Annotated in this window: 14 protein-coding genes and 1 pseudogene; 10 read left to right on the top strand and 5 right to left on the bottom strand. The window is 60.1% G+C overall.

Annotated features, from left to right (window positions below):
- Positions 1–57: 57 nt before the first annotated feature.
- Together HUK72_RS26150 and HUK72_RS27765 are read left to right on the top strand one after the other, a co-directional pair.
- Positions 58–750, top strand: coding sequence for a DUF6766 family protein (locus tag HUK72_RS26150; RefSeq protein WP_336953245.1), 693 nt, complete (start codon positions 58–60; stop codon positions 748–750).
- The gene (locus HUK72_RS27765; protein WP_369806075.1) at positions 641–1153 is read left to right on the top strand and encodes a helix-turn-helix domain-containing protein; all 513 of its coding nucleotides are present in this window, start codon (positions 641–643) and stop codon (positions 1151–1153) included. Before HUK72_RS26150 ends, HUK72_RS27765 begins: the two co-directional genes overlap by 110 nt.
- Here the strand turns inward: HUK72_RS27765 and HUK72_RS26140 are convergent.
- The gene (locus tag HUK72_RS26140; RefSeq protein WP_176599367.1) at positions 1077–5486 is read right to left on the bottom strand and encodes a chemotaxis protein CheB; all 4410 of its coding nucleotides are present in this window, start codon (positions 5484–5486) and stop codon (positions 1077–1079) included. The two genes, HUK72_RS27765 and HUK72_RS26140, sit on opposite strands and share 77 nt — an antisense overlap.
- A gap of 402 nt (positions 5487–5888) precedes the next feature.
- On the opposite strand from HUK72_RS26140, the gene HUK72_RS26135 reads away from it, so the two are divergent.
- The 6 genes from HUK72_RS26135 to HUK72_RS26110 all read left to right on the top strand — a co-directional run bounded on the left by HUK72_RS26135 (position 5889) and on the right by HUK72_RS26110 (position 8619).
- Positions 5889–6248 carry a response regulator gene (locus HUK72_RS26135; protein ID WP_336953247.1) on the top strand — a complete coding sequence of 120 codons (360 nt, stop codon included), beginning with the start codon at positions 5889–5891 and terminating at the stop codon, positions 6246–6248.
- Positions 6249–6351: 103 nt separating this feature from the next.
- On the top strand, positions 6352–6750 hold the full coding sequence (locus tag HUK72_RS26130; RefSeq protein WP_176599366.1) for a glycine zipper 2TM domain-containing protein: 399 nt from the start codon (positions 6352–6354) through the stop codon (positions 6748–6750).
- A gap of 72 nt (positions 6751–6822) precedes the next feature.
- Positions 6823–6987, top strand: a complete 165-nt coding sequence (locus HUK72_RS26125; RefSeq protein ID WP_176594413.1) for a DUF3309 family protein — start codon at positions 6823–6825, stop codon at positions 6985–6987.
- A gap of 81 nt (positions 6988–7068) precedes the next feature.
- A complete protein-coding gene (locus HUK72_RS26120) occupies positions 7069–7851 on the top strand; it encodes an SH3 domain-containing protein (protein ID WP_176599365.1) in 783 nt (260 codons plus the stop codon).
- A 61-nt stretch (positions 7852–7912) separates the two neighbouring features.
- On the top strand, positions 7913–8047 hold the full coding sequence (locus HUK72_RS26115) for an entericidin A/B family lipoprotein (protein ID WP_176599484.1): 135 nt from the start codon (positions 7913–7915) through the stop codon (positions 8045–8047).
- 200 nt (positions 8048–8247) lie between these two features.
- The gene (locus HUK72_RS26110) at positions 8248–8619 is read left to right on the top strand and encodes a DUF1003 domain-containing protein (RefSeq protein WP_176599364.1); all 372 of its coding nucleotides are present in this window, start codon (positions 8248–8250) and stop codon (positions 8617–8619) included.
- Positions 8620–8656: 37 nt separating this feature from the next.
- Here HUK72_RS26110 and HUK72_RS26105 read toward each other — a convergent pair whose 3' ends face one another.
- Positions 8657–9478 (bottom strand): 23S rRNA (adenine(2030)-N(6))-methyltransferase RlmJ, encoded by an 822-nt coding sequence (locus HUK72_RS26105; RefSeq protein WP_176599363.1) that lies wholly within the window; start codon positions 9476–9478, stop codon positions 8657–8659.
- Between the two features lie 393 nt (positions 9479–9871).
- The gene (locus HUK72_RS26100) at positions 9872–10090 is read right to left on the bottom strand and encodes a hypothetical protein (protein ID WP_176599362.1); all 219 of its coding nucleotides are present in this window, start codon (positions 10088–10090) and stop codon (positions 9872–9874) included.
- Here HUK72_RS26100 and HUK72_RS26095 point away from each other — a divergent pair.
- Positions 10065–10511, top strand: a pseudogene (locus tag HUK72_RS26095) (PA2169 family four-helix-bundle protein). The gene HUK72_RS26100 and the pseudogene HUK72_RS26095 overlap by 26 nt on opposite strands.
- A gap of 83 nt (positions 10512–10594) precedes the next feature.
- Here HUK72_RS26095 and HUK72_RS26090 read toward each other — a convergent pair.
- Together HUK72_RS26090 and HUK72_RS26085 are read right to left on the bottom strand one after the other, a co-directional pair.
- A complete protein-coding gene (locus HUK72_RS26090; RefSeq protein WP_176599361.1) occupies positions 10595–10894 on the bottom strand; it encodes a PilZ domain-containing protein in 300 nt (99 codons plus the stop codon).
- Between the two features lie 115 nt (positions 10895–11009).
- Positions 11010–11855 (bottom strand): DUF1206 domain-containing protein, encoded by an 846-nt coding sequence (locus tag HUK72_RS26085; protein ID WP_176599360.1) that lies wholly within the window; start codon positions 11853–11855, stop codon positions 11010–11012.
- A 218-nt stretch (positions 11856–12073) separates the two neighbouring features.
- On the opposite strand from HUK72_RS26085, the gene HUK72_RS26080 reads away from it, so the two are divergent.
- A complete protein-coding gene (locus HUK72_RS26080; RefSeq protein WP_369806074.1) occupies positions 12074–12802 on the top strand; it encodes an SIMPL domain-containing protein in 729 nt (242 codons plus the stop codon).
- Positions 12803–12889 lie beyond the last annotated feature (87 nt).

The raw sequence follows: 12889 nt of genomic DNA, 5'->3' as shown, positions 1-12889 counted from the left end.
TCAGCGCGCACCGGAAATTCATTAACGGCGCCACAGTCGGAGCACGAAGGCAGCCGCGTGCGTTTCGCCGCTAAACAAATCGAGGATATGCTCATGCGCTGGCTGCGAAACAATGGCCTAACCCTGCTGCTGCTGCTTTGCTTCTCCCTCAGTATCCTCGGCCAATGGCTGACGGGATGGCGCGTGGAGATGGAGGATGCAGCGCGACATGGCTCCTTGGCTGAGAGCCTGCTCGCATATGCAGGCAGCCCCGAATTCCTGTCCAGCGTCTTTGAGAATTGGGAAAGCGAATTCCTGCAAATGTCTGCCTATGTCATTCTGACGGCGGTATTCTATCAACGCGGGTCGGCAGAATCAATGGACCCCGGCAGCCCGCCACGCGATGCCGATCTCGACCTTCACGCGCGCAAGCCTGGCGCCCCGGGGATTTTGCGGTGGGGGCGATTGTGGCGTGCTCTTTATGCGCGCTCCTTAGGGATCGCTCTTACCCTGCTGTTCCTTTTGTCCTTCTTTGGTCACTGGCTCCAGAGCGCGCATGCCGCCGCGCGGGATGCCGCCGAACATGGCGAAATCGCCCCGACGGCATTCAATCATCTCGCTGATCCGCAGCTTTGGTTTGAATCCTTCCAGAACTGGCAGAGTGAGTTCTTGTCCACCGCCGTCCTCGTCATACTTTCGGTCTTTCTACGTCAACGCGAGTCACCGGAATCGAAACCCGTGGCCGCGCCTCATTCCCAAACCGGGAACTAAACCGCTGCCCGCAACCGCAGCGGTGCGTCCCGCGATAAGGGCGTTTGTCGCTGCGGTTGATGACTGGCTGACCAGCGAGACATCGCCGCAAGTGCGGAATCTTCGGGACGCGACCGGTCTGTCGGAACGGCAAGTGGCGCGGCTGACCAACCGCCTCTATGGTGCACCGCCCCAATATCTGGCGCGCAAATATCGGGCACTCCGCTTTGCCGCGCAGATCGCACGCGATGGTCAGGACCGGAACGGGCTTTGCTACGACAGTTTTTATGACCAGTCTCATTCCATCAGGGAAATCAAGCAGTTCCTTGGCCGCACGCCCGGTCAGATCAGGAAACTACCGATGGCAACGCAAATGCCAGACGGGCCAGTTCAGGAAGCGACCTTGCCCCCATTTTGCGCATGATCGATGCCCGGTGATTTTCTACGGTACGCTGGCTGATGCCCAAATCCGCCGCGATATTCTTGCTCGGATGCCCTAAAAGCACCATGTCCATTATTTGATGCTGCCGCTTGGTCAGAGCAGCGATCCGGCGTGACGTGGCTTCCTGGACCCCGGATGATTTTCCGGCATCATGAGACTGTTCGAGCGCCCCGCCAATGCTGGCGAGCAGTGCCGCGCGTCCGACCGGCTTTTCGATGAAATCGCAGGCACCCGCTTTCATCGCCTGGACCGCCAGTCCGATTTCGCCGCTGCCCGTAATGATGATCGCCGGCAATCGGTCGCCCCCGTCCCGAAGCTTTTCCAAAAGTGCGATACCGCTCATCCCGGGCAGGTTGGCGTCGATCAGCAGGCATCCCTCGCCTCCCGGCAGATATCCGGCGAGAAACGCCTCCGGGCTTCCAAAAGCCTCGACATGGTGGCCGTCGGCTTCTAGTACGTCGCGAAGGGACGTACAAATTTCCGGGTCGTCATCCACGACGAACACCGTGGAAACCGGATCGGCGCCAGGAATCCCGTCTATCGAGGCGCCATGTGGCGCACTGTCCGGCAAGAGCTGCTCAATCACCGCAGCAAGTTCGCGCGCCTGCACCGGCTTGCTCAGTTGCACACAATCCTGAAGCGCGATCTCCGCAAGGGAAGCCGTCGATATGTCGCCGGTCAGGATGATACCGGGCACGGGATGATGAAGCAGATTGCGAAGCTTCGCCAGTAATTGCAGACCGTTCATGCCGTTTGGAAGATTATAGTCGGCCAGGATGATGTCTGGCCGAATCGCTCCGCCAGACACCAGCTTCACGGCGGCGTTTCCGTCCGATGCGATCCTGACGATATGCCCTTCAGCCTTGAGCAGTTGTGCGAGCAGGTCGAGGACGTCGGGATCATCTTCAACAAGGATGATCGCGCAACCCGATCGGGCCGTTTGTTCGGCATCATGCCCGTCCCTTTCGGGGATCAGCGCGGGGTGCGACCTGCCGGTACCTTGCCTGACACCGATCGAAAAAAAGGACCCTTTGCCCGGCATTGACCGGACTTGCACCTCATGGCCCAGCAATGCCGAAAGGCGCTGGACAATCGACAGGCCGAGGCCGAGGCCATGACTGCGCTCCCGCGCGGCATTGCCGACCTGATGAAATTCATCGAAGATCGCATGGAGCTGGTCCCCCGGTATACCGATCCCGCTATCCCAGACTTCTATGCGCAGCCCACCGCCATTCCGCCGGCAGCCCAGCACTATGCGACCTCGCTTGGTATATTTTATGGCATTGGCAAGTAGATTTCGAAGCATCTGTTCCAGCAGGCGTGGGTCGCTTTCGATTATTGCAGAACTCGGCTGGACACGCAGAGACAAGTGCCTTGCCTCCGCCAGATAGGTGAATTCGTCCCGAAGCCGGTCGAGCAATTCCATGATCGGGAAGGCGACGGGCCTCGCCGTGATGACGCCAGCTTCGATCTGGTTGATGTCGAGCAAAGCGTTGAGCATGCCCGACATCGCGCCGACGGTCTGATCGAACCGGGCGATCAGTTTCTGGGCATCCTCTCCTTCAACCATCTGCGCCAGAAGCGCCTGTAGCAGTGTCAGCGATTGCAGCGGCTGCCGCAGGTCGTGGCTTGCCGCCGCCAGAAAGCTCGATTTTGCGAGGTTCGCCCGTTCAGCCTCCTGCCTCGCCGTGTCCACGGCCGATACGGCCAGCTTGCGCTCGGTGATATCGACGAAGGTAATGACGACGCCTTCGACCCGATTGTCATGGGCAAGATAGGGAAGAATGCGCCGCACGAACCAGACACCGTTCTTCGCGCCGATTTCGCGTTCAATGGCATCCTTGCCCGCCAGGACCGCCTGGGCATCGGGGAGCAGATCTTCATCCGTCGCGAGCGCATGGAGGTCAGCGAGCGGGCGGCCAACGTCGCCGGGGATGACATTGAAAATGGATCTGGTTGCGGGCGTGAAAAAGCGAATCCTGAGTTCACGATCAAGGAACAGTGTCGCCACATTCGTACTGTAAAGCACGTTCTGCAAATCGTCGGCGGTCGTCCGCTGACGGTCAAGCGTTTCCTGGAGCTGGGAGTTCAGCGCTGTCAACTCCTCGTTAAGGGATTGCAACTCCTCCTTGGATGTCAGCAATTCTTCGTTGGTCGACTGGAACTCCTCGTTGACGGACAAGGCCTCCTCATTGATGGCTTTCTGTTCCTGGGTCGACATTTCCAGATTCTGAAGCGCATTCTGCAATTCGGCCTGGGTTTCTTCCAGTTCGCGTTCCAGATCGGCGATGCGGGACCGATCGACACGCGCCAGGGTCGAACCCGGCATGCGGTCCCGGCTGGTCTCTTCGATGAAGCAGACGAGCAACAGCTCCTCACCCTCATGCGTCAAAAACTGGACATCGATGTCAAACCAGATCGTCGCGCCATCGCGGTTCAGTCTGCTGCGTCCGGCGCTGACCCGCGGCCTATCATTCCCGGTCTGTTCAATCGCGAGCCTCAGCTTCGTCCGTAAGGCCGGCGTCGCCATCGCCAGCAGGTCATGCGAGGGATAACCAGGCGCCACGCGCAGATAACGGTCCGTGGGGCCAAGCGAATAAAGGCATTGGCGTTGACGATTGATCAGCACGGCGGCCGGCGCATGCGTTTTGAGCACGGCCTGACGACATAGATCAGCAAGCGTGGTTTGCCGCGACGTCAGTGGGGGACCGATTGACGCAGAAAATGTGGGAATGCTCTCGTCGAAACTCAACGGAAAGCCCGCATCGCCGGGTCGGCTCCGCGCGATATGCCGATAGATTTTCTCGGTCTTCGCGATCAGTTCGAAGCGGTCGTCGATATTGCCGGCGGCATCCGAAGGCCCGAGGAACAATATCCCCTGTTCGCGCAGGGCGAAATGAAACAGCGCGACGGCCTTCGACTGCGCTTCGGGGTTCAAATAGATCAGCAGGTTCCGGCACGATATCAGGTCGATCCGCGAAAAAGGCGGGTCTGCCAGCAGATCCTGGACCGTGAATATGACGTCGCCCCGCAGGTCGGGAACGACGCGATAGCCGCCGCCATCCTCCTTTTTGAAAAATCGGGCCAACTGGTCGGGCGGCACGTCCTCCGCGATGGTTTCGGGATAAAGCGCTTCGCGGGCCGCAGCGATGGCATCCGGCTCAACGTCGGAGGCAAATAGCTGGAGCTTGATATCGCGCTTGGCAGCCGTGATGGCGTCACGGCAAACCATTGCAATGGAATAGGCTTCCTCCCCCGTGCTGCAACCCGGCACCCATATTCGCAGCGCCTGATGCTCTTTCAATCCCCGGATGAGGTCTGGAATGATCGTCCTGCCCAAGGTCGTGAAGACCTGCGGATCACGAAAGAAGCGGGTGACGTTGATAAGCAGGTCCTTGGCGAGTTGGTCCCGCTCCCGCGGGTCATTCCGCAACAGCTGCAAATAGCTGTGCATATTCTTCGCCTCGATCGGGGCAAGGCCGATCCGCCGCTCGATCCGCCGTTCCAGCGTGCCACGCTTGTACAGCCGGAAATCATGCGCGGTCGTCTGCCGGAGAAAGTCGATGACATCGGGCAAGCTGGCCGATTCCGGTTGCCGGTCCGCCGATCCCAGCCGATCGGGCAAAGCGGCGACCCGTTGGCCGAATTTCGCAAGCGCCTCCGGCATCCGCCCCACAGGAAGCACCGCATCGACCTTGCCCGTGAGAATGGCACTGCGCGGCATACCGTCATAGTCCGCTTCGTCCGGGTCCTGCGCGATGATGAAGCCGCCCTTTTCCTTGAGTACAGGCAGGCCGACGCTTCCGTCCGCGCCCGTGCCGGAAAGGATCAGACAGGCGGTGCGTGGACCGCAATCCTGCGCCAGCGATTTGATCAGGAAATCGAAGGGAAGACGCGCGCCGTGCCGAGCCTGGGGCAAAGACAGATGAAGCGCACCGGAGCGTACCGAAAGATAGCGCCCAGGCGGAATGACATAGAGGCAATCGGGCTCAAGCAGCGCGCCGTCGCTCGCCTGGACGACGTTCATCGCGCTATGTTCGGCGAGCAGTTCTACCATCATGCTCTCATGCGTCGGGGCGAGGTGCTGGACCAGAATGAATGCCATGCCGGAATGGGCGGGCAATCCGGCGACGAGTTTGGTGGCGGCTTCGAGCCCACCGGCCGAGGCCCCTATGGCGACGATGGGAAAACAGGGGCTACTCAGCAGCGCGCGCGCTGGCGAAGGCCGTTCGGTGACTGACGGAGTCGCATGCCCTTCGACCGAGATGCCGCGGTGTCGTTGGTCGACACCCGACTCGGGAGTAAATGCTGCCATGGATCGGATTATAGCACGGCGGCCAGCGCAACCCTTTACGCCCAATCGATATGGCATATGTGAGATTTGAGTAATTTCCGACCCTGATCGGTCTGGTGATATCTCTGTAAGATCGGTAGCAAGCCTCTGAATTGGACCGCTCGTGCGCGCGCAGTACATCTGGTAGACCCAAAGATCGTCCAGAGGCGCCCGCTTGGAGGACCGAACAATGCCCCCGATTGTTCCGCCGCACGCTGAAGCCGATCGTCGGCCCCCGCCAAATGGCGTGAAATGCGGTCGGGCAGAACCCCCGGCGGGGCAAGCGCGTCCCACGTCCATCGACACGAACAATGGCCCTTTGGCATTGCGGGCGGATATCGCCAGATGGGTCAACGAAGGCGGCGCATGGGAGGAGGCTGCATCGTGAAGCCGCTCCAGATAATGCTCGTTGAAGACGACGCGGTCATCGCAATGTCCCTTGCAGATCTGCTAAGCGGCATGGGGCACGCAGTCTGCGCGTTTGCCGAGACCGAGGCGGAAGCGGTAGCCGCCGCCGTTCGATGCAGGCCCGATCTGATGATCGTCGATGCTAACCTGTATGAAGGCAGCGGCATCTCAGCTGTTGCCCAAATCCTCCTTGCGGGCTTCGTGCCACATATATTCATGACAGGCGATCCCTATCAGGTGCAGGAGTTGGCACCAGGCGCGGTCATCCTGCGCAAGCCATTCAAACTCCATGATCTCATCTGTGCCATCGAACTTTCCAGTCAGTCACCGGACTGATCCGTTACTCTATGAAGTGAGTAGTTTCCGATACTCACGATATATCCTTAAGTCCTATATGATCATCTCTAATGATTAAGACAATAAAGGCTGGAGAGAAAATATGCGCATCTTCATAGCAGGGGCAATGGCTGCGGCTATGCTTACGGGCTGTATGAGCGACGGCAATGATCGTCGTCCGCGCGCGGAATGGCGGCAATATGACTATAACCGGCCAGATCCAAATTATAGCGGATATCATGCCGATCGATATTATCGCGAGGACCGTCGCTACGGCGAGCGCCGCCTGGCGCAGAATGACCGCATCTATCGCGGTCAGGACGGACGCTATTATTGCCGCCGTTCGGACGGCAGCACAGGGCTGGTCGTCGGCGCAATCGCAGGTGGCGTACTCGGCAATATGATCGCGCCAGGTGGATCGGAAACGCTCGGTACAATCCTTGGCGCCGGTGCGGGCGCGCTTGCTGGCCGCGAGATCGATCGCGATACCCGCTGCCGCTGAGGCAGCAACCGCATGGGATCGAACATTGACGATTCCTCCGCAGTGAGGGGATGGATCGGCAGGAGATAGATTATGACCATCGGGCTTATCCTCGTCATCATCCTCGTCATCCTGTTGCTGGGCGGTTTCAGTGGCCGCTTCGGCGGCTATGGCTATGGCTTTGGTCACGGCGGAATAGGGGTGATCGGTGTTATTCTGATCATCGTTGCCCTGCTGTTTCTGACCGGTCGGCTGTGAATACAGTTCCCGGCGAGCCCGCAAGGGTGAGGGCCTTCAGCTTCATTGATGATAACAGACCAGCATCAAAGGATATTTTTCATGCGCGCATTCATGCTCATGGCGTCTGTAGCCGCACTGGCAGTGCCGCTCGTGTCGCTTGCTCCTGCGGCCCAAGCCCAGTCAGGATGGTCGCGGCATGGCCGGACATCGACCGGCTATACCTTGAGGCAGGTCAGGATGTGGGCCGGGCCAGACACGGATTATCCTGTCATACGCTTCATCCCCGGTAACCGCCGGGTCGATATTTACGGCTGCCTGAATAACTGGAGTTGGTGCGATGTGGGCTACCGTTCGGATCGCGGCTGGGTTGCCGGCCGCCTTCTGGGCGCCGATTACCGGGGGCGGCGACAGTCGATTATCATGATTGCGCCCTATATGAGCATCCTTGTGTTGTCGTTCCGGTTCGACGACTATTGGGACAATCATTATCGCAGCCGTCCATTCTATTCCGATCGCTCTCGTTGGGAGAGCCACTATTACGACAATTACAGGCCTGAATGGGGACCCCGGCCCACCACCCCGGATCGGTATCGCCGGGGGAACGACCGGCAGCGTCCGCAAATGGCGCCGGGCAGGCGTGAGTCCGGGTACAGGGATCAGCCGGCAAATTCTTACCGCCGCGACGCGACCCCTCAGGCGGTGCCGACGCCCGACCGCCCCAATGTCAGCCCCGGTGCGATGCGAAATCGTGATCAGCGGCCTTGGGAAGCCACGCCCCGTGCGCAAGGAAGGAATGACTCCGCTGCCGCGAAGCATGGCGATGCCGAAGAGCGGGCCAGGAGAAAAGCCGAGGCCGAAAATATGCGGAATAACCGGCAATAACGATCCGCACCGTCGAAGATGCACACCCCCTCCTGAATGAATATGGAGAGCTATTGTGAGAATTTCACATTATATTCGATTTGCAATTTTGCTAGGCGGCTTGGCCGTTGCGAGTTGCAACACTGTCGAAGGCGCCGGAAAAGATGCGCAATCGGCTGGTAGAGCTGTTGAGCAAACCGCGCAGGATGCAAAGTGACAGCGCGCAACAGGAATTTATGAAACCAGCCCGCTCGAACAGCGGAGGGATTGAGGACGTGAAGTGCGGCCTGATCCCCGCGATAAGCGATGAAACAAAGCTGCCGTCTTGCCGTTTCACCCGAAAGATCGCAAGGCGTCTCCGATGAATTGCAACAGGATTTGGTTGCGCTGGGTGATGGGCAGGGTGGCATAGGATGAGTGAAGGCAAACCATACGCACGCGTTGCAGATCTTGCGCAGCGACTGCAGAAGGGAGGCTGTCCGAGCTTCGGTGCGCGAACAGCGCGTCATCTCCACAATTGCCGATCGGCATCATGTCACGCGCAGCGTCAATCGCGCGGTAGACGATGACCAGACCATTGGTGACCATGTCGCGGACCGGGTCGCGCGCTTTGGGGGTTCCTGGACCTTCATCATCATTTTCATAGTGGCGCTGGGTGCGTGGGTCGGACCCAACACGCTGGTGCTGATATATTACGGTCCAGCTTTCGACCCATATCCTTTTATCTTCCTGAACCTGATTCTCTCAATGATCGCCGCGCTGCAGGCACCTATCATCCTGATGTCGTAGAACCGGCAGGCTGCACGCGACCCATCTCAGCCGTTCATCACCGAATTTGCGTTCCCGAGGTGCGGACCGCTTCGGGCGCTAACGCCGCGCGCAAAGCTTCCAACAGTGGCGGCAGTGTCTGCGTGAAAGCGTAGGGTGGATTAACGATATAGAGGCCCGCGCCGTTATAAATGCCGGGTTGCTCGCTATCGTATAGCCAATGCTCCACCAGCAGCAATTTCGGGATGCCGAGCTTGCGTAAGTGCTTCTTCCACTGCAAATGCGTGGCGCGGTCTTTCAGTGGATACCAGATCACCGTCACGCCATGCGCCCATTTGCGGTGAGCGGCGGCGAGGGTGGCGGTGATGCGCGCGCGTTCGTCCGGCTGCTCGTAGGGCGGGTCGACCACCACCACGCCGCGCGCGGTGCGGGGCGGCAATATAGCCAGCCAAAGCTCGTAGGCGTCGCGTTCATGCACGGCCGCGCTGGTGCCCCGCATCACGCCGCGGAGGGTGTAAGCGTCTTCCGGGTGCTTTTCGTTGAGGATCAGAAAATCCTGCGGGCGCAAAAGCTGCGCCAGAATCTGCGGCGAGCCGGGGTAAAGGTGCGGTTCGCCACCCACATTTACCGCCTGCACGGCGGCGCGGTAGTCGTCCAGAAAGGGGTTCGGGTCGGCAAAGGCCCGCAGCACGCCCCCCGTAGCCTCGCCGGTGCGTTGAGCTTCGTCACCGCCAAGGTCGTACAGCCCGCAGCCAGCATGGGTGTCGATCAGAGTCAGCGCGCCCGGCTTGTGCTGCAAGGCTCGCACCAGGGCAATCAGGAGGCTGTGCTTCACGACATCGGCGCTATTGCCAGCATGGAAGGAATGGCGATAATTCATTGTGGTTCAAAATCCTGACGATCGGCCTTTAAACGAACTGCTGGACCTTCTGCAAAGCAAGCTATGGCAGCGCCGGTTTGCTGGGGGCTGAAGCCGAGCGCGAGGCGATTGAAGCATGCCCCGCTTCGTTCAGAAACCATTGCTGTCCTAGCTTAGCTGACCCCATTGAGGACCCGCCGGTGGCGCTCGGCTGAATGAGGCATCAGCTCCTCTGCCATTTTGAACGGCCCTATGTGGCCTTTCATCGCCCAGATTCACCTCTCGGGCAGCGGACCTTCCGCTTGTCTGAGAATCCGACTAGCTATGGCGTTCTGCCGACGGCCGCTGATTGGCTTGAGCTGGCGCAGCAGGTACGCGGCAGACATTCGGATGACTGCGGAGCATATGTGAGGTTTACCTCGATTTAGCGCCGCTGCTGGCGATTGCGTTTCGGTCGACCGCGCACTGTTCGTCGGCGCGCAAGGCTTCGATTTCTTCCTCGCTCCGGTTTTCCAGGCCGATGCATCTCCGTTGGCTCATTCTCAACGTGCGGCGGACCTTTCCGTTGCGGCGACCGTTACGAAGCTTTCCATAGAAGGAGCAGGCCATGAGCGCGGAAAGCACGATCAGCATCTTGAACAGCCTTATTAAAACCACGCTTGACAGTATGAAGGGCTTCAAGGACGTAGCGGAGGACGCGGAGAGCACGCAATTTTCGACCTTGTTCGCTGACTTCGCGCGATAACGGAGCGAAGTTGCAACCGCGCTTCAGGGGGAAGTCAGGCGCCTGGGCGGCAATCCTGAAGATGACAGCAGTTTTCTCGCCGCCGCCCACCATAGCTTCATGGATCTGAAGCAGGCATTCACCGGCAAGGACGACAAGGCGATCGTCCAGGAAGTCGAGCGGGGTGAAGATTATATCAAGGGCAAATATGAAGCCGCCCTTCGCGATGCGGGCCTGGATGCCAACGCGCGAACGGTGGTCGAACGGGCGTACCAGTCGGTCAAGGCCGGCCACGATCGCGCCAGTGCCTTGAAGCATAGCCTCGCCTGAGACATCGGGCCGCTCATCATGGGCGGCTCCCTTTCTCCCCGATTGACCGGCTGCCGTTCCCATTGCCGCAAAGTCCGCCACCATCATGCTTTTCTCATGGACCGCCGGATGAGATCGTCCAGGATTGCCGGGTGCAAGGGCTCATGAAAGCGGCATCCTGCCTCGAACCCCCGAACCCAGACGATTTTCGCCCAGCGGGCTTCAAGCCCCGGCAGGGTGAGCGCGATGTCGCAGCCTGCCGCCAATTTCATGTGGGTACGAAGCCGAAAGCCGCTCAGCGAAAGATCGGACACCGAGGACGCGACCGAATGCTCCATCCTGCGCCGCATCTTCACCTGCGCCGTGATTGCGTGTCGGATCGCCTCCCGTCCATCGTCCCCCATTCCGCGCCCCTCTATTTTCCGACCAGATTACAGAGAGTCCAATGCGGCGCGACAAAGTAGGTTAAGGTTTAGGGCTCGGCGGTGACATGCCCAGTGCCCTGCATCTTCCCGTCTGTCACCGTCTCAACGTATGCGCGGCGGCGCGCCATTCCGACAGGTCGATCTTGAGATGCCGATAGGCCGCCTCGACCAGGCTGAAGATGCCGAACAGGACCAGTCCGGCAGCTACGACCCCCAGCAGCAGCGGCCCCTGTTCCTGATCCCGCAATTGGCGAAGGGCCGCGCCCAGGCCGCCAGCCTCCCGCGCATTTTCGTGAATCGCGGCGTTAAAGACGAACCATGCCATTAGCGTAAAGACCACCCCCCGCGCCGCATATCCAAGCCGGCCAGCCCAGCGCACCTCGCGCGGCGCGGGAACATCCCCCGCAAGCTCATCGAAACGCCCCTGATAGGCCTTGATTGCCTGGGCGAGCGCGACGACGAGAAGAACCACCCCGGCGGCCGCCAGCACTACCTGCCCGCCCGGCTGATCGAGCAACCAGGAGGACCAGCTTTGCGCCGTCCTGTCGCCGGGACTGCGGCTGGAGGAATGAGGGGTGCGAAGAGCGAGATTGACGGCCGCGATCGAAAGCATGGCATGGACAATCCCGCTCAGCGCGTATCCTGCCCGTTCGAGCTTCCCCTTCAAATTGCGGCTCCTCCGTTCCGGATCGAGTAGCGCTTCGGTAAGCCGCCACAAGGCATAGCCGGCAAAGCCGATGGCGCAGAGAATGAGCAGGACACGGCCCATGGCGTTGTCCGCGAATGACCCGAGCACGCCCTGATTGTCACTGGGCTCGCCGCCATGAAACGCCGCGTCGATCGCCAACCAACCGACCATCAGATAAACCAGCCCACGTGCCGCAAAGCCGATCCGGGCGAGGATAGTCAAGCGCCTGCCATAGGTGTCCGCGCTTCGCATTCTTCCATCGTCCTCCAGAAACAAAAAGAACGCGGCATCCGCTCCAAGGTTGCTGTCGAACTGCGCGGCGCGCCTCTGTCGACTATCCTCGTCGGCAGACATGCAACGAGAGCTTTTCAGGCCGGTCGTCCGTTTGCGTCAGCTTTCCTTCATTTCCGCCCCCGCATCATGAGCGACGGGAAGCCCTTTCGCCCGCGGAGACTCTGCTCATGGCCAGAATGCATATAGTGTTAGGAGCCCTTTTCCTGACCGGCTGCGGCGGTCAGGGAGAATATGATCCCCGCGGCATAAGGCATGAAGAGACGCTGCTTTCCGTCAGCGCGACAGGTCAGGCCGATACGCGTCCGGACCAGGCGCAGTTCCAGGCGGGGATCAACAGCTGGAGCAAGACTGCGCTAGCGGCGAGCGCGGCCAACCGCCAGATGATCGAGAAAATTGTGAGCGCGCTGAACCAGGTCGGGATCGCGGAAAAGGATATCCAGACCCGCTCGCTCAGCGTTCAACGCGTGGACTGGGGCGATCGCAAGGGCCAGTATCAGGCGAGCAATGTGGTCAACGTCACGGTGCGCGATGTTGATCGTGCATCAGCTGCGATAGACGCGGTGACAGGCGCTGGGGCCAATGTGCTGAGTGGTCCTGACCTTCGAATGTCCGATCCGGAAAAGGCGGCCAACTCGGCGTACACGGCTGCGTATAAGGCGGCTCATAGCCGGGCGCAGGCCTATGCCGACGCAGCGGGAATGACCATCGCGCGCATTCTCTCGATCCGCGATGCTGGCGGCACGCAGGGCAACCGCTATCTTCCCGGTGCAGTGCCGGTTGCGCCCCCACCGGTTGTCGAGCAATCGGCAGTGAACAACGCGTCGGCCCGGTTGATGCCAGGTGAGACGACAAGCGCGGTCGCCATTCAGGTCGATTTTGCCCTGACGCCTAAAGGCAGCCGTTGACCGAAACGTCTTTGCCCATGACCTGCTGATACGATCCACGCTGGATTGTCTCTTTATGGCGCATATCCTTATGGGGAACCGTAGCGG

It is taken from the genome of Sphingobium sp. 15-1, from assembly GCF_013375535.1.
GTDB classification, from domain to species: domain Bacteria; phylum Pseudomonadota; class Alphaproteobacteria; order Sphingomonadales; family Sphingomonadaceae; genus Sphingobium; species Sphingobium aromaticivastans.
Note: the sequence above shows the minus strand (reverse complement) of the source record. Positions and strands in the feature narration are given on the sequence as shown.